The organism is Pseudogracilibacillus amylolyticus (SeqCode) (assembly GCF_051918545.1).
Lineage (GTDB): Bacteria > Bacillota > Bacilli > Bacillales > Amphibacillaceae > Pseudogracilibacillus.
Window position 1 is genome coordinate 1 of the sequence record NZ_JBPPZG010000067.1, and the last position, 17,461, is coordinate 17,461.

18 protein-coding genes are annotated in these 17,461 nt (G+C 39.1%); 4 read left to right on the plus strand and 14 right to left on the minus strand.

Going from position 1 to position 17,461, the window contains the following annotated elements:
• Nucleotides 1–750 precede the first annotated feature (750 nt).
• From ACPYKA_RS09390 to ACPYKA_RS09415, 6 genes are all read right to left on the minus strand, one after another.
• Complete coding sequence (locus tag ACPYKA_RS09390) at nucleotides 751–1,443, minus strand: peptidylprolyl isomerase (protein WP_479542033.1); 693 nt, start codon at nucleotides 1,441–1,443, stop codon at nucleotides 751–753.
• 247 nt (nucleotides 1,444–1,690) lie between these two features.
• Nucleotides 1,691–2,965: an amidohydrolase gene (locus tag ACPYKA_RS09395; protein WP_479542034.1), complete on the minus strand. Its 1,275-nt coding sequence runs from the start codon at nucleotides 2,963–2,965 to the stop codon at nucleotides 1,691–1,693.
• Nucleotides 2,966–3,030: 65 nt separating this feature from the next.
• Nucleotides 3,031–3,477 carry a VanZ family protein gene (locus tag ACPYKA_RS09400; RefSeq protein ID WP_479542035.1) on the minus strand — a complete coding sequence of 149 codons (447 nt, stop codon included), beginning with the start codon at nucleotides 3,475–3,477 and terminating at the stop codon, nucleotides 3,031–3,033.
• A 307-nt stretch (nucleotides 3,478–3,784) separates the two neighbouring features.
• A complete protein-coding gene (locus ACPYKA_RS09405) occupies nucleotides 3,785–4,147 on the minus strand; it encodes a hypothetical protein (RefSeq protein ID WP_479542036.1) in 363 nt (120 codons plus the stop codon).
• A gap of 12 nt (nucleotides 4,148–4,159) precedes the next feature.
• Complete coding sequence (locus tag ACPYKA_RS09410; RefSeq protein ID WP_479542037.1) at nucleotides 4,160–4,624, minus strand: UPF0158 family protein; 465 nt, start codon at nucleotides 4,622–4,624, stop codon at nucleotides 4,160–4,162.
• Between the two features lie 430 nt (nucleotides 4,625–5,054).
• Nucleotides 5,055–5,333, minus strand: a complete 279-nt coding sequence (locus ACPYKA_RS09415) for a hypothetical protein (protein WP_479542038.1) — start codon at nucleotides 5,331–5,333, stop codon at nucleotides 5,055–5,057.
• Nucleotides 5,334–5,638: 305 nt separating this feature from the next.
• Here ACPYKA_RS09415 and ACPYKA_RS09420 point away from each other — a divergent pair, with 305 nt between their 5' ends.
• Entirely contained in the window at nucleotides 5,639–7,012 is a 1,374-nt protein-coding gene (locus ACPYKA_RS09420) for an amidase (protein WP_479542039.1), read from the plus strand.
• 307 nt (nucleotides 7,013–7,319) lie between these two features.
• Here ACPYKA_RS09420 and ACPYKA_RS09425 read toward each other — a convergent pair whose 3' ends face one another.
• Nucleotides 7,320–8,273: a carbon-nitrogen hydrolase family protein gene (locus ACPYKA_RS09425; RefSeq protein WP_479542040.1), complete on the minus strand. Its 954-nt coding sequence runs from the start codon at nucleotides 8,271–8,273 to the stop codon at nucleotides 7,320–7,322.
• A 255-nt stretch (nucleotides 8,274–8,528) separates the two neighbouring features.
• On the opposite strand from ACPYKA_RS09425, the gene ACPYKA_RS09430 reads away from it, so the two are divergent.
• Entirely contained in the window at nucleotides 8,529–9,116 is a 588-nt protein-coding gene (locus tag ACPYKA_RS09430; RefSeq protein ID WP_479542041.1) for a hypothetical protein, read from the plus strand.
• Nucleotides 9,117–9,794: 678 nt separating this feature from the next.
• Here ACPYKA_RS09430 and ACPYKA_RS09435 read toward each other — a convergent pair.
• Entirely contained in the window at nucleotides 9,795–10,790 is a 996-nt protein-coding gene (locus tag ACPYKA_RS09435) for an LLM class flavin-dependent oxidoreductase (protein ID WP_479542042.1), read from the minus strand.
• 349 nt (nucleotides 10,791–11,139) lie between these two features.
• Between ACPYKA_RS09435 and ACPYKA_RS09440 the strand changes: the two genes are divergently transcribed.
• Nucleotides 11,140–11,874 carry a uracil-DNA glycosylase family protein gene (locus tag ACPYKA_RS09440; protein ID WP_479542043.1) on the plus strand — a complete coding sequence of 245 codons (735 nt, stop codon included), beginning with the start codon at nucleotides 11,140–11,142 and terminating at the stop codon, nucleotides 11,872–11,874.
• 115 nt (nucleotides 11,875–11,989) lie between these two features.
• A complete protein-coding gene (locus ACPYKA_RS09445) occupies nucleotides 11,990–13,285 on the plus strand; it encodes an acetamidase/formamidase family protein (RefSeq protein WP_479542044.1) in 1,296 nt (431 codons plus the stop codon).
• Nucleotides 13,286–13,734: 449 nt separating this feature from the next.
• Here ACPYKA_RS09445 and ACPYKA_RS09450 read toward each other — a convergent pair whose 3' ends face one another.
• The 6 genes from ACPYKA_RS09450 to ACPYKA_RS09475 form a co-directional block, all read right to left on the minus strand.
• Nucleotides 13,735–13,944 (minus strand): hypothetical protein, encoded by a 210-nt coding sequence (locus ACPYKA_RS09450; protein ID WP_479542045.1) that lies wholly within the window; start codon nucleotides 13,942–13,944, stop codon nucleotides 13,735–13,737.
• 37 nt (nucleotides 13,945–13,981) lie between these two features.
• Entirely contained in the window at nucleotides 13,982–14,389 is a 408-nt protein-coding gene (gene hepT, locus ACPYKA_RS09455; protein WP_479542046.1) for a type VII toxin-antitoxin system HepT family RNase toxin, read from the minus strand.
• The gene (mntA, locus tag ACPYKA_RS09460; protein WP_479542047.1) at nucleotides 14,379–14,786 is read right to left on the minus strand and encodes a type VII toxin-antitoxin system MntA family adenylyltransferase antitoxin; all 408 of its coding nucleotides are present in this window, start codon (nucleotides 14,784–14,786) and stop codon (nucleotides 14,379–14,381) included. Before mntA ends, hepT begins: the two co-directional genes overlap by 11 nt.
• Before the next feature lie 69 nt (nucleotides 14,787–14,855).
• Nucleotides 14,856–15,953 (minus strand): D-TA family PLP-dependent enzyme, encoded by a 1,098-nt coding sequence (locus ACPYKA_RS09465; protein WP_479542048.1) that lies wholly within the window; start codon nucleotides 15,951–15,953, stop codon nucleotides 14,856–14,858.
• 116 nt (nucleotides 15,954–16,069) lie between these two features.
• Nucleotides 16,070–17,167 carry an aminotransferase class V-fold PLP-dependent enzyme gene (locus tag ACPYKA_RS09470; RefSeq protein ID WP_479542049.1) on the minus strand — a complete coding sequence of 366 codons (1,098 nt, stop codon included), beginning with the start codon at nucleotides 17,165–17,167 and terminating at the stop codon, nucleotides 16,070–16,072.
• Between the two features lie 26 nt (nucleotides 17,168–17,193).
• The coding region (locus ACPYKA_RS09475) for a M20/M25/M40 family metallo-hydrolase (RefSeq protein WP_479542050.1) at nucleotides 17,194–17,461 on the minus strand (268 nt) is incomplete at its 5' end.

Here is a 17,461-nt window from a genome sequence, read left to right on the forward strand (position 1 = left end):
TATCCTTCTTGATAATACAACTGGCAAATCTTAACCATTTGTTTTATCTTTTCTTTTTCCACAGCATCTCCCCCTCTGCTATGTACATTTGTTCAATGTATGTATTTTTGTTCAAAGTGACATTTTAAAATATAAATTACTTTTGACTAAATGTCAAGATTTTTGAGGACTTTTGTATTAGGTCGTAAGTTTTATGATTTGATATAAAGTTAGTAATTGCAGATAAATGGTTGAATATTGCATTTTTCTATGTGACATGAGATCGTAATCTATGAAAAAAGATCACTTTTCCTAATTAAAAAGTGATCCATGTTTTATTTTTCACACCAATCGATGACGGTCACAGCAATAATTTTTGTAGCTTCAAATATTTTTTCAAGTTCAATTGCTTCATTTGAATTCCCTGGGTGAAATCGGGATCTGTGTGGTTATTTATGATTTTAGCTGGTTATACAGGGAGGCGCGTGGTTATTTTGAGATTCCCGTGGTTAAAACGGAATCTGCGTGGTTATTTATGATTTTAGCTGGTTAAACGAGAGGTACGTGGTTATTTTGAGATTCCCGTGGTTAAAACGGAATCTGCGTGGTTATTTCGGTTTTTAGCTGGTTAAACGAGAGGTGCGTGGTTATTTTGAGATTCCCGTGGTTAATCCGGAATCTGTGTGGTTATTTCGGTTTTTAGCTGGTTAAAATGAATCCACAAAGAACAGAATAGGGCTATCAACATTTAAGACAGCCCTATGATGAATTCTATTCAATTTTCTCAGGTTCTTTTGCTTCGTATCCATTCAATTCGACCGTCATCGATTCAATCACCTGGTCTTCGAGTGGTTTGTCGGCGTTATCACGTTCTGCACTGACTATTTCGTCAACAACTTCCATTCCTTCTGTCACTTTTCCGAAAGCTGCATAATCACCATCAAGATGTGGAGAGGGATCTGTCATAATAAAAAATTGTGAACCGGCAGAATCTGGTTCCATTGAACGTGCCATTGACAGCACGCCTCTGTCATGTTCTAAGTTATTTTCAAAGTCATTCGAACTAAACTCTCCTTTAATCGCGTAACCGGGGCCGCCCGTACCAGTCCCCTTAGGATCGCCACCTTGAATCATGAATCCTGGGATGACACGGTGAAAAATTAATCCATCATAAAAACCATCTTCCACTAAAGAGATGAAATTATTTACTGTATTCGGTGCAATATCAGGATATAATTCCATCTGCACTTTGCCGCCATTTTTCATCGTCATTGTAACAATTGGATTATCACCAGTTGGAGTAACTGGTTCTTCTTCATTCGCTTCCTCATTTGACTCATCCGCTTGTTCGGTCGCTTGTTCCTCATCTTCATTCGTCTGACCATCATTTGACTGGCCGCCACAAGCTGTGAGTATAGAAGCCAATACAATTAAACTAATGAATAAATATGCATATTTTCTCATATGATTTGCCTCCTAAAATGCTATCTCTCAAAATAGTATAACTTTTTAGGACAAGGAATGCTAAAAAATTTATCCCTAAAAAAAAGACCTCTACTTCAGGTAAAGATCTACTTAAATGCATCTAGATAAAATCCATAAACAATATTAATGCTTCCTTCAGACAATAATTTTGATCCGTAAAGCCCACTTACAGTTTCCTAAACAACAGCGAGAAAAAGAGAAACACGATAAAACATTGTGTTTCTCTTTAATTGTCTTCAGGATCATATATTGCAAAATTTAAATCATGAAACAATGTTGTAACATCGCGTGTTTCTTTGCCATAGTCAATTTCTTTTTCATAATTTAAAAAATCAATTGCATATTGAACCGTTGCTGCTACACCAAGTTTTAACACTTCTTCATCAATATCAAAATGGGCATTATGATGTTCTGCGCCAATACCTTTTTTCTCATTTTGGATGCCGACAAAGGCAAAAACTCCTGGGAAATATCTTTGATAAAACCCGAACGACTCCGATGCCATCCAGGCTGGGTAATGAGTAAGTGTCTCCTTTCCTAATATGCGCTCAATTGCTTCGGCTGCAATATTTGCACATGTCTCTTCATTATTGACAAATAAATGAATCGGCACCGGCTCTTCGATAAACTCATAATTACAATTATTTTTATGACAGGCTTCATCCAACAAACGAGTAAACACTTGCATCGCCGCTTCTCCTTGAGTCTCATGAAGGAACCGAGCAGTACCACTAAACGTGAGATCATCAGGTATCACATTAGCAGATGATCCAGCATGAATACTACCAACAGAAAACGTAATCGGCTGAAACGGATTCAAGGAACGAATTCGTGCCGCTTGGAGATCATGGTAAAAATCACTAAAACATGCAATCGGTGAATTGGCCAAGTCTGGACGTGAACCATGCCCACTTTTCCCCCTAATAATCACATCAAATGGGAAAATCCCTGCCATACGTGGACCAGGATCGACAGAAATTTTTCCAGCTGGAATATCATTTTTTAAATGGATGCCCCATACGCCGTCTGCACCAATTTCCACGAGCCGTCTTAACATTCGATAAATGCCTTTTCCGTTTTCTTCGCCTTGCTCAAACGCCAAGATAATTTTTCCTTTGATCTGATCTTTATGGTTTACCAAAATTTGCGCCGCTCCTAAGAGCATTGCTGTATGTCCGTCGTGACCACATAAATGCGCGGCATCGTTCTTCTTAGAAACAACAACTTTTTCATGTTTTAAATTTCTCGGAGCTTCTTTCATTGGGAGTGCATCAAGGTCACTTCGTAAAATAATAGATTTACCGGGATTCTCTCCTTCAATAAATCCAATGACACCGCCAGATGGAATTACTTCATAACTAATATTCAGTTTCTCAAGTTCATCGGTAACAACTTTGATTGTACGCTTTTCTTGCATACTCACTTCAGGATTTCGGTGCAAATCTCTCCGAATGTTAATCACATAATCTTCTATTTCTGTTGCCAACTGCTTTACATCCATCCTCATCCCTCCAGTGAAAGTTTCCCTTTTCTACTATACCCCGAACATAAACTCTTCTAACAGCATCATCCTTTAACTAGATTGAGCACTTTTTTAATCAAAAAATAGACACCTATCCCAACAAAAGCACCTGTTCCATCAATCAACACATCCCGAAATTCCCCGCTTCTTCCTGGAATAAACAATTGATGTACCTCATCCGAGATAGCGTACAGCACACAAATAAAAAGCGAGTAAGCTGCATATTTAAAATTGTAAACACGGAATGCGTTTACGACCAATATTCCAAGGATAAAATAGGCAAAAAAATGAGCACTCTTTCGAACGAAATGATGGAAATAATCAGGATCCACCGGAATGATTACTTCTATTATATATAAAATTGTTGCCGCTAAACTTGCACTCAATTCACTTGATTCGGATGCCGGTTGATGTGACAAATAAAAAATGACACCCATCCATATAAGTACCGGAATCCAAGAATTGATTTTTTTAAAAGCCATGTTTGACATTGCCATCCGCCTAAAAAGTTAGTTCTTTACTTACGAAATTTTCCACTAGAAAGTTGAGATACAGTTGTTCGCGTTAGCCTTTGAAGCAGTTTGTCTTTGAAATTCACGATCTATCCGCAAAGTTCGGATTAATATCCGCACTATGTCATTTTTCCGTGAAATTCAGAAGAATTGTCCACAATCAAATTGGTGGGCGTTTATTCGCATGAGCCAAGCCATATTTTCTTTTGTCACTAGGCAAGCTGTACACATGCCATCCTACATCTACAGTAAGCATGTGAATTTATTATAGTTTAAAAAGCACCTCTTATTTTCGTTTCAAAACATAGTTTGTCGCATATAGCTTTTCCATATGAGGGTTTCTTGACTTTGAGAAAAACAATTTTTGCTTTGCACCTTTTCCCCATGAATTATACACTGTCATTGATTCTTTCCAGCCTTGTTCAAGAGCAAATTTTTTTAATGTCTTTAACGCAAAATTTAATTTTCCCAGATTCGAGGTAGCTACGCGTTCCAAATAAGGAATTTTTCTAAAACGCCATTGATTTACCTTTTCGTCTGTTAACCAGCCGATTTGCAGAAATAAATCAATTGGGCTAACATATCCTTTGTCATATATCAGTTCCATCACATACTGTTTTACCCACTGTTCTATCTTTTGTCTATTCATCTGTTACCTGCCTCACTCTATATATTTAATCTCATGCATATCGCAAAAGTCTCTTGCAGCCTGTTTATACGCCTCATCCCGGTAATCATACCAATCGCCCGCGATATTGAGCCTATGTATCAAGTCTTTAAAACGTCTAAATGCACCTCTCCCGTTAATCGCATCGAGGAGCGCCTCTTCTTTTGCTGGATCTGATACTGTGAAACAAAATCTTTCCATCATCCGATATTCATCAAGATCAAATTTTGATAGTTCTATATATCGAGTTCCGTTTTCAATAATTTCACGAGCTAGATTCATCAATTCTTGCTCCCAATCAAGCATAGATTCGTACGGTTCGTCATCTTCCACTTTTGCTAAATAATGGTAATCAATGTTTACTAATTCCAAGCGTTCACGATCAATAAAAGCGCGATTTTCAAAAGATACCATTTCAAATCCTTCAACAACCTCGCTTAATTGTATACTATTTTCCATAAACTATTAACCTCCAAGCTCGATTACTTTTATTCTAACATAATCCCTAATAAAGGCATCAAGAAAAAAAGAGGGAGTATTTTAAGATTACTTCTACAAATCACCATGGATTTTCACGCATGCTTTACAAAAACTCGCTCACTCTTGAATGTTTTTTCCTCTTGAAGTATATCCCAAATTAGAGCTTGAAGAGTACTCCGGCTTGAAACTGGTTTTGCTTCCTTATTTGTTCAGAGAGTACCTTTTGAATGATCTGAATTTGGAGCCAAACACGATTCATTTATGATTCCAAAGCGGACGTGGATTTTTACTAACCTTAAAAAAGTAAATGATATTAAATTTTTCTTTCAACCTATTAGGAAGTCATTCCCTATTTTCCAGAAATGGAGATAAAAATAGGAACTCTCACTTTAGAAAGTTCCCACTTTTATTAATGGATTATATAGTTAGTTGCTTCTTCCGTTGCACTCGTCCTCAAATATTCTTCAACTAAAATCATCTCGGCAAAACCTTGAGGAGTAGGAAATTCACCAACTGAATGATCGAAAAGATTACGTATTTGGGCATTGTATTTTGACGTTAAATAAGCTGCTTTTAACTTTGCTTCTTCACCATTTCCAAGTTCATAATACACATATAATTCTTCCAAGCTTGTCTGAATGAGCCGCAACATTTCCAACAGTTCCCAACTTTCATAACTCGGATTCATAATTATCAGCTCCTCAGTTTTTTTAATATATACCCGTCCAAATACTTTCCGAAACATAATTATTATAAGAATTGCATAAATATCTAACTCTTCAAATAATTCATGTTCAATTAATTTTAATTATGATACAATTAAATGAAACGTATTTTAAACGTCATAATAAATAAAATATTTTCGTTAAGCTATCAGGTGAGTTGTTCCCATTACATTAATGCAATTCTTGGTGCCTTAAAAATGTTTATAACTTCTAAGAACCGGAACAGGCTTGCCATCATGGCTTAAATTTTTTAAAGGGGGAATACGATTTGTATTCGATTCAAGAGTTGTTGGATGGTTACCAAAGGAAGAAATTTTCGCCAGTTGAAATAACGCAAAATTACATAGAAAAAGCGAAACAAAACAGCAATTTGAACGCATTTATTTCCATTACTGAAGATACCGCACTACAACAAGCAAAAATTTCCGAAATGAAGTGGCAGTTAGGCGAAGTTGGACAACTAGAAGGGATTCCACTCTCTTACAAAGACAATATTCACACGAAAGGTATTGCTTCAACAAGTGGATCAAAAATCGATCAAAACTTTAACCCTGAGAAGAATGCGAGCATTATTGAAGCAATGAACCAAGCGGGAGCTGTCATGATTGGGAAAAATAACATGCATGAATTTGCGTTTGGTATCACGAATAACAACCCATTTTATGGGCCAGCCAAAAATCCGTGGAATCCACAACTTATTTCTGGTGGTTCCAGTGGTGGCTCTGCCGTTGCGGTTTTAGCTGGATTATCTGTTGCTTCATTAGGTACAGACACTGGGGGATCCATTCGAATTCCAGCTGCAAGTTGTGGACTAGTTGGTTTAAAACCAACTTATGGAATGCTTTCAAATGAAGGTTTAACACTGATCTCACAGACCTTGGATCACCCCGGGCCAATTACAAAAGATATATCCGATTTAATTCTTATGATGGAGACATTGACAGGTGATGACTTTTCTGTGATTGATTCCAGAGCTGAAGATTTGTGTGGCGTGAAAATTGGCGTTCCAGTTAATTTTTTTACAGAAAAAATTGAAACTGATGTTTTGGAAGGTTATAAAGCAACGATCAAAAAACTAGAACAACTTGGTGCGCATCTTATCGACGTAGAAGTGCCTTATGCCGAAGAAGCAATTCCACTTACTTTCACCTTAGCAATCACAGAAGGTGGCTATTCACATAAAGATAGGATGGAAGCACATATGGAGGACTATGGTTACGACGTTGCCCATGTGATGGAAGCAAGTAAATCCATACCTGCTTACGATTATGTGCACGCTTTGGTGAGAAGAAAAGAAATTACTGCAGCTTGTGATCGAGTGCTTGAGCAAGTGGATGCCATCATTACCCCGACAATCCCAGCTCAACCAAAACCGATCGGCCAAGAAATAGTTCATTTTAGTGGAGAAGAGGAACCAATTTTTGACTGCATGATTCGATACACCTCCTATTTTAATTTAACAGGGCACCCTGGAATTTCAATACCGGTTGGTTTGGCAAATGATGTACCTATAAGCGTACAGCTCGTAAGTGGAAAATGGAGAGAAAGACAGCTTATTAGTATCGCGAAAATCTTCGAGGACAATTATTTGAGTGATTTTTATGAGCAACGAGACAAACTAGTCGCTAGCTTAAAAGTTTAAGAGAGGGTGAGAATCCTCTTTTTTTTAGTATAAATTTTTTCAATTGCTCATTGGCTATGCAAGCACTAGTATCTCTTACATCTGCAATTACTCGATGCAATGAACTTTGCGCGTCGTAAGTGACAACAACTTCCTTATTTCGGAGTTCCCGTGGTTAAATCGTGATCTTCGTGGTCATTTTACGAATTAGCTGGTTAAATACCTGCCTTCGTGGTTATTTCGAATTTCCTGTGGTTAATATTTTCTCCAATAATAAAAATCCTTTCAGAGAGTCACACTTAATCTCTGGAAAGGATTTTCTAACAATCTACTTTTTCCAAATCGTATTTTTCTGTTCCACTTCATTAACAACAAGCTGAAAAACATCTGGACGCGCATAATGTCCGACAACATCAAAATCGTATTTTGCAGCGGCGATTTTATCTAAATCAATATCGGCATACAAAATTTTTTCCTCACCAAAAACTGGCTCCACTTCAAATTGACCGAGCGGATCGACAATACAACTCCCACCCCGTGTCAATTCATGTGGAACATCTTCAAACTCTTTTCGTGACGTAATTTCCTTTGGATACATATCTTTTGTCGAATACTGATTACATGAAAGTACAAAACATCGACCCTCCACAGCAATATGTTGCATGGTCGCAAACCATGTGTCCCTGCCATCAGCAGTTGGGGCAATATAAATTTGTATTCCTTTTTCATAAAGTGCCGTACGCGCAAGCGGCATATAATTTTCCCAGCAAATGAGCGAACCAATTTTTCCATAAGGGGTATCAAAAACGGGCAATGTGCTCCCGTCACCTTCTCCCCATATCAAGCGTTCTGAACCAGTAGGCTTTAACTTCCGATGCTTTCCCAACAGATTTCCGTCTGGACCGAAAAACAGTACCGTACAATAAAGCGTCCCTTGACTCGATTCACTATCCTTTTCTATCACACCGATTATGACATACGCTTTCGCTTGCTTAGCCGCTTTTCCAATCTCTAATGTTTCAGAACCTGGTACGGTAATTGAATTTTTCCAGTACTGAAGGAAATCCTGCCTTCCTTCATCCGATCGTGAACCGACTACTGCACCAAAAGACATCCCCCGTGGATAAGCAGGAATAAAAGCTTCTGGAAACACAATTATTTTCGCATTTTCTCGGCTCGCCTCCTCGATCAAACGAACCGCCTTTTTAACGCCTTTTTCCTTATCCATCACCACTGAACCAGCCTGCACAACGGCTACTTTAAACGGATGAACCTTTTCCAACCCATCTTCTCCTCCCGTAATTTTGACTTCTTCTTAAATTAAAACCATTTTATACCCTTTTGATAAGGAAGTAAAATTCAAAACTTTTAAATTTTGTTCATTTTTTCACATATAAAATTTCATTTTCGGGAATATACTGTTAATAAGAATGTAGCTATGTTTGTTATTTATTATAATTTTCTGAATGAATGGGCGCTTCTTTTAAAAATAGGGTATGATAGAGGTAAAACTGTTCGTGCGTGGGGAGGAATGGATGTGGATTCGACAACGGTTATGATGTTCTTTGGTCTTGCGATGTTTTGTTTTTTCTTTGTTTATTGGATGAAGAAAAGTGACAAGAAATACAGATATCAAAAAACAAAAATGGTTGATATGTTTATTACAAAACGAGGGCTCAATGTTGAAAAATTCTTTAGTGGATTCCATTTTGATTTAGTTAACGATTCAAAGAACAAAAATATTTGGTTTTTTATACTTCAGGACAACAAGCTTCAATACAAACAAATCCCCTACGAAGATTTATTTCATGTTGCTTATAAGTTAGACGGTCATACAATTGAATCAACATCTCGATCGGGACAATTAAAACGGGTACTTATCGGTGGTGAAGTTGAAAATACAAGTATGCCCCCTGCCATTTGGAAAAAAGAAAACGATTTTCGAGTCGTAAAAGAAGTACGACTAACCGTCCAAATAGATGACTTACAGGCCACAACGCTAGATTTAATCTTTAACTCTTACCACCTACCTGTCGAAAGAAAACATATCAAAGATAAAGATGCCAGGGAATGGTTTGACATCTTTTCATACATCATTGAATCAGAAGAACGGAAGCGAGCATAGAAGTCGCTTCTTTTTGAATCATTTTTTCCAAGTTCAACCAATTGATTGTGCGATTTTTTCATTCATTAATCTCCAACAAAAAAAGACGTCAAGAAGATGCGAAGTCGTTGCGTCAACATGCGGAGTGGTGATAGAAGATGCAGAGTCACTACGGCAACATGCGGAGTGGCGGGAAATGATGCGCAGTCGCTACAGCAACATGATGAGTGGCGGAAAGTGATGCGCAGTCGCTACGTTAACATGCGGAGTGGTGAAAAAAGATGCGCAGTCGCTACAGCAACATGCGGAGTGACGGAAATTTATGCGCAGTCGCTGCGGCAACATGCGGAGTGGCGATAAAGGATGCAGAGTCGCTACTACAACATGCCGAGTGACGAAAAATGATGCGCAGTCGCTGCGGCAACATGCGGAGTGGCGAAAAATGATGCAAAGTCGCTGCGTCAACATGCGGAGTGGCGAAAAATGATGCAAAGTCGCTGCATCAACATGCGAAGTCACGAAAAATGATGTGCAGTCGCTACAGCAACATGCGGAGTGGTGAAATAAGATGCTCAGTCGCTACGGCAACATGCTAAGTGGCGGAAAAAGATCCGGAGTCGCTACTACAACATGCGGAGTGGTGAAAAAAGATGCGCAGTCGCTACTACAACATGCGGAGTGGCGACTGCAATAATAAATTCACAGTCCAAACTCCTTCGCTAGCAATTGATAAGAAGTATACTTCGCTTCTTCATCATGCGTTATCGTAACAATCATCATCTCGTCAGCCTCATATTTTTCGTTTAGTTCCTCGATCTCGGCCTTCACTTTGGCAGGATCGCCAATGATCATATTACGTTTCATTTTTTCAATTTTCTTTTTATCTTCATCTGTGAATACATAGTTTTTCGCATCAGCGACAGACGGGATAGCGCGGTTTTCAACCATATTATCTTGATGGATTTTCCAAAGAAAGTTACTTAACGCCAGTTCCTCCGCTTCCTCCGAAGTTTCTGCACAAATTACAGTAATCGCTACAAGTACATTGCCTGATGTCCCATGATGCTCAGAAAATTTCTCACGATAATCCTTTACGATTTCAGGACCATCAAAGTCCGTCATAAAATGTCCAAATGCGTAATCCAACCCTTTTTCAGCTGCCAAGACTGCACTCTTCCCACTCGTTCCAAGTAGCCACGTCTCTGGCGGTGTCTCTGGAACCGGAGTTGGAGAAATTTTTCCATATGGATGATCTAACGGAAAACGCCCATGCAAAAATCCGAGCAATTCCTCAATATGCTGCGGATACTCTCTTACCTGTTTTAAATAATTATCTGATAATGCCAGCGACACTTCAGCCGACCCGCCTGGTGCACGACCTAGACCTAAATCAATCCGTCCCGGAAAGAGTGTCTGCAATAAATTATACGTTTCCGCTACACGAAACGGTTTATAATATGGTAAAAGTACCGCCCCAGCGCCAATCCGAATCCGCTCCGTTTGAGAGCCAATCACTCCGAGCATGACATCTGGATTCGGTGAAGCAAGTCCAAATAAATCGTGGTGCTCCGCAATCCAAAACCGATGATACCCAAGCTCCTCCCCAAGTCGCGCTAATCTTACAGAAGTCTCCAGTGCTTCCTTTGGCGTTTTGCCATCTGAAATTGGCGACTGATCCAATATACTTAATTTCATTATGCATCACCTCATACTTTGGATTATACAGGAAAGTATGCCCGGATTAGTGAAAGATGATTACGCTAAGAGTAGTTGGGGAAAAGTATATTTTGTGTGCAAGCACATGGTTCCTGTCGGTTAGCGATATTTTTGAGCGGGAGCGTATCTTTTTGTGTGAAGGCACATCTTTCCGAGCGAGCATCTTTTTATGTGAGGATACATCTTCCTGAACGAGAGCGTATCTTTTCGTAAAAGACTGCATATTTCTAGTAAGAACACGTGTCTGTTGAAAGTAGAACATATCTACTAAAAAATTATCGTTATATTCTACCTATGAAAGGTATACTAGTAATAGCAGGTGATACGAATGATTTTCGAGACAAAACTTCCACAATTTTTACCCAAAATCTTAACACTAACCGAACTAAATAAACAAACCTTACTTACCAACTCCTTCCTGTTGGATGAAGAATATAACCTCCATATGTACTATGCTCCACATAATGAGTTTATAAATACCGAGGCAAAAATTATTATCATCGGTATCACTCCTGGATGGAATCAGATGAAAACGGCATACAGCCAGCTTGTAAAATCGATTAACGAAGGAGAGAATTTGGAAAAAATGCTTAAAAGTGCGAAAATCGCTGCCAGTTTTTCTGGTACGATGCGAAAAAATCTAATCGTTATGCTTAACAAAATTGGACTTGCAGAAGCCCTTAACATTGATTCTAGCGCACAACTTTTCAGCACTTATCGTCCCTATCTTCATACGACTTCTGTTATAAAATATCCTGTTTTTTATAAAGGTAAAAATTACACTGGACACACGCCGACTATCAACCAGTCTAAACTCCTAAAGCGTTATGCATATGAAGTTTTCCCAAACGAGCTTGCGCAAATTACTGAGCCTGCGCTCGTCATCCCACTTGGAAAAGCAACGGAAAATGTAATCCGCACTGTACAAAGCACAAACGAGCAACATACTTATTTATATGGCTTTCCGCATCCATCAGGAGCAAACGGGCATCGCGAGAAACAGTTTAAACAAAATCAGAAACAACTAGAAGATAAAATAAAAATTTGGAGAAATATCGATTAAACTTCTTGGCTTTTTTAAAATATTTTTCTTTGCATTTTTTACCTCCAAATTTTATTTTGAAATTACATATAACTAAGACGATATGATTTGATACTCGACAAGGAGATGAAAAGGGATGAATGCGAAACAGACTGTATTTGTCAATGAATTTACAGACGGCGTACTTGATCCAAATAAGGAAATGGAACACGTTGTAAAAAATGGTGGCCATATCGTTGCAAATACGACACCTGGTTGTTGGGGACCAATGATTACGCCAGCTCTAAAAGGTGGACATGAGGTGACAAAACCTGTCTATGTAGAAGGGGCGGAAGTTGGAGATGCGATTGTCATTCATATTAAATCGATTGAAATTACTTCCTTTGTCACGGCATCGGGAAATGATAAACCGGTAGACGGACGTTTTAATGGAGACCCATTTGTTGATGCCTATTGTCCGAATTGTAAAACGGTAAACCCCGAAACGGTAATTAAAGGAATTGGAAATACAGCAATTCATTGTAAAAATTGTGATACAGATATAACACCGTTTAATTTTACACATGCTTATACAATCGCATTTGATGATAAGAAAACAATGGGACTTACGCTTAATAAAGAAGCGGCTGAAACGGTTGCGCAAGATGGTAGAAAATTCATGTGTACACCCGAACAGTCTATCCAAAACCCTATTGTCACTTTTGCTCCACATGATATGCCGGCAACAATGGCACGAATTCGGAGTTTTGTAGGACAACTTGGCACCACGCCAGCAAGACCGATGCCTGATTCTCATAATGCTGGTGACTTTGGACAGTTTTTAATCGATGCTCCACATGATTATGGAGTCACCGAAGAACAATTAAAAGATCGTACAGACGGACATATGGACATTAACCGCGTCCGTGCAGGCGCTGTCTTAATTTGTCCGGTAAAAGTAGAAGGCGGTGGAGTTTATGTCGGTGATATGCACGCAATGCAAGGAGATGGTGAAATTGCTGGACATACTGCAGATGTCGCCGGGATCGTCAGTTTGCAAATACATGTGTTAAAAAACATGCAACTTGAAGGGCCAATTTTACTTCCAGTTGAAGAAGATTTACCTTACTTAGCAAAGCCGTTTACTGAACAAGAAAAAATTCGCGCCCAACAAATCGCCAAACATTGGAAGATGAATGAAGTAGAAAATGTATGCCCAATTTCTTTTGTTGGAACAGGAGCCAACTTAAATGATGCAACGACAAATGGTATGGAAAGAGCAGCAAATTTTTTCGATATTACCGTACCAGAAGTAATGAATCGTGCTACGATAAATGGCGCAATTGAAATCGGCCGTCATCCTGGAGTTGTCACTGTGACATTTTTAGCACCAGAATCGTATTTAGATAAGAAAGGGTTACTTGATTTAGTAAAAGAGCAATATGTGTTGTGAGATCGAGCTCCCCTTGGGTGGGGAGCTTTTCTTATTAGTAGGGCTGTTAGATTCTCTAAGTATGTTAGGCGAGTGACTCTGCATCTTTTCTAGCCACTAAGCATGTTGAGCAAGCCACTTCGCATCTTTTCCAACCACTAAGCATGTGAGGAGAGCCACTTCGCATCTTTTTCTACCACTAAGCATGCAGGCTGAGCCACTATGCATCTTTTTCTACCACTAAGCATGCGGGCAGGGCCACTATGCATCTTTTTCTACCACTAAGCATGCGGACAGTGCCACTTCGCATCTTTTTACGCCATTAAGCATGTGGGGAGAGTTACCATGCTTATTTTTACGTCACTGAGCGTAACGAAAGATCCACTCTGCATCTTTTCCTACCGCTTACCTACCAAAAAAGCTCAGTCCGCATATTGAACATGAGCTTTTATCCAATCCATTTTATTCTTTCAAAGATCTTCCACCAATCTTGCAACATCCTTACCACATTTTTTACATTTTCCTTTCAGCAAAACACCATGGGGGTCGTCGTGAATCGAGTAATCTACAATGGTCGTTACAAAACATTCTCCACAAAAAACATTTTCAATAATTTTTTGTTGCAAATTCTTAGGTACCTGCTTCCATTTCTTAGCTGCTTTTATATCAATAACTGACATAACTTTTTCCCCATTTCCTTTGAAGTTTATGGTGTTCTTATTTACTAGTCATTATTTGTTTCGTGTACAATTTGAAATCTTGTAAATGTTTATCAATAATTGCTTGTAAAATGTTTAAATTAATGGATTGGTAGTCATGTACAGCAATATTTCGAAATCCAACCATTGCTTTCATATTTTTTGAAACTTCCGAATCGATATAACCGTTGTTTTCTAATAAAGAAAATGCCTCACGATTTGTTTTAGGGATTCCAAGCTTCCTTTCACTAACAATATGCATAGCTAAATCTATGCTTGCTTCACATGCTCGTTGAATGTTTAAAATGATACTGTCTTGCTTCGTATAGTTTAGCAAATTTTCCGGATTATTTTCGTAAACTTCCTGTACACGGATGATACATCGTTCTATTGTTTCTATTTTAGATAAGCTCGTATCACTGTTCATAAACGGATCCACTCTCCTTTATCTTTTCCAGTACTCGCTTCCGTTGTTCATTTAGGTCTGTGTACATAGAGAGTGCCCTCATTCGTTGTAAAATAAATTCATTTTCATCCTTGCAAAAAATAACTTCTCCTGTATAAAAAATTTGTGCAGCAAATACAGTATCCACTTTTCTAATATCAACAAGATCAACGGATTCGATCTGTAATTCTTCCGCGAGTTGCTGTGCCATCAGAAAGCGTTCATAATCCGGAATGTCCGTTCGAGTAAAAAAAGCAATGTCTATATCACTATCTTTACGTGCAGTACCTTTTGCATAAGATCCAAAAAGTATAATAAATATTGGGTTAAATTTCGATAACGTTGCACGAATTATTTTTATTTGGTCTTGGCTAATCATAGGGAAAACCTCCCTTAGTTCCTTTTATGTTAGTGTACCACGGTTGGGAGCAGACTTCATCCACCATTTTTACTGCAGTCTTCCCCGCGCATCGACTTTCCATTCGTCAATTACTTTTCCGTCCCGATGTACCAAATACGTTTCAAATAAATTCGCTACAACACAGGCGTGATTTGGAATAATAGTGAGGCGATCATTCAATTTCACATCGACCGTGCCTTCAACCGGGATAACGCCATGTTCCTCGGATAGACGAGCGATGACAAATTCGGGGTGTTCCTTTACGTAACCATGCCCAGCAATACTCGCATTTCCGTGTGCCCCTTGATCAAGTGCCAACGTCTTACTACCAGCGTCAATAACAATTCGATCCTTTTTAACAGAAACGACGCTTGAAAGCACGGTGAGCGCACACTGTTCCCTTGTTGCAACACCAAGTCCAACTTGAACCATATCATAAAATACGGCGTTTCCAGGTCGGATTTCAGTAATTCCTTCCACCACACTAGCAATTTTAAATGTCGGTGTCGATCCAACGCTCCGGTTCGGAATTGGAATGCCTGCCGCTTCACATAATTCCGCACTTGTCACAACTGCAGCCGCCTCTTCATGCGCAATTTTCTCAATTTCCTCGGTCGACGAAGCCGCATACGAATGCCCCGCATGAGTAAAAATACCATCCAACTGGAGTCCCGATAATCCCTTCACATGCTGCGCCAACTCCACGACTTCCTCATTCGGCTCCACCCCGACCCGATTCAACCCTGAGTTCACCTTAATCCACACGTTTAGCGGATTTTTTGGATCAAAACACTCCTCCAATAAGTCCGCTTGCTCCACGGAATCCACTGCTACGGTGACTTTTGCTTGATCCATCAGCCTCTTCACTCGTTCCAGCTTTGCTTTTGCGGAGAGTGGATACGCAATAAGAATATCTTTGATTCCACCTGCAACCATTACTTCCGCCTCACCAATTTTTGCTACCGTCAACCCAACCGCACCCGCGTCCATTTGACGCTTGGCAATTTCAATACTTTTATGAGTCTTAATATGTGGACGAACGTTTACACCTGCCTCCTTGGCAAACTGTGCAATATCCGCAATGTTCTTTTCCATTTTATCTAAATCCAACAACAAAGCTGGCGTATCTATCTTGGCAAAATTCATGTTATCCCTCGGCCTCCTTCAAACGTTCACATTTCCTTATAAGTTACTTTACCACAACCAGCCAAAAATAAAAATTGGTTAAGCAGAAAATAAATTCCGCTTAACCGTTATCTTCATTACAAACTATTCAAAAAATAATCAATTTCTGCTTCTGTATTATAAAAATGGGGCGACACGCGAATGCCAGAACGGAAATTCACGGCTATATTGTGTTTCGAAATCTCTTCTATATTACGTCCGGAGAACAAGGTAATTCCTGATTTACTATCCGGTGGTGAGAGCAGGCTTATATCCGGAATCGCCATTAATCCGTCTCGTAACCGTGCTGTCAGCATTGGAACCCGTTCATATATCTCCGTCCGTAAAGGCTGGAGCAAACTTAATGCTTCATGAATTCCAGCGATTGCAGAAAAATTCATATTTCCTGTTTCATAACGTCTAGCGTCCTCACTTAAACAATACTCAATTTTTTCATAGTCAAACGGATTTTCCATGCTTGCCCATCCTACCCAAGGCATATTCAATTTCTCCAGCGCATTTTTATTTACATATACGAAGGAAATTCCATCAGGCCCCATTGCCCATTTATAAAAGCCACTTACTAACACATCAATATGACATATCGTAACATCGAGTTCACTCGTTGCAAAGCCTTGAATAGCATCCACTACAAAAAATATATCATTGTTCTTACAAAAGTCACCAAGCTTCTGCAGATCAATCATGTTTCCATTTGTCGCACTTACCCAACTTACGCTGATTACTTTTGTCTTTTCTGTCACAGCATCTATAATTTGGTCGGCGGTTAATTCATTTCCATCAAAAGGGACCAGTTTCACATGAACGCCACGTTCCTCTAAAGCTAACCAAGGATAAATATTTGCTGGAAACTCTTTTTCGGGGATAATCACTTCATCCCCTGGGGAAAAATCGATTCCTTGTGCAGCTAAATTAATTCCGGCCGACGTATTCCATAAAAAACCAATTTCATTTGGATTGGCATGGATCCAATCGGCGATTAATCCACGTGTTTCTCCAACGAGATTCCACCAATTTGTAAAATCTGGTCCTTTTGTTTGTCGTTGTACGTGAAAATCATGAATTCGCTTAACCACATCGTTATGTAGTGGCCCCATCGCTGCATGATCTAGATACAGTTTTTCATGTAAAATTGGAATCCCATCTCGAAACTTCTTTATTTCTCTGTCCATCATAATCCACACACTTTCTTGCCAAATTGTTAAACGCTCTCTACTATCTGGTACGATTGAAAAATAGTTGAGTAGATTTCCACTGCTTCCATCAGTTCATCCTCATCTATCCATTCATCTTCCGTATGAGCTTCATGAATACTTCCAGGTCCAAAAACAACTGTCGGAATGCCGGCCGGCTGAATTTTACTTGCATCACAACCAAATTGCAAACCTACAAAATTAAAGTCTGGTCGAATCTTCTGAATCACTTCTGATAGAGCCATTAATTCACTAGTAGAAAGATCATTCGTCAAG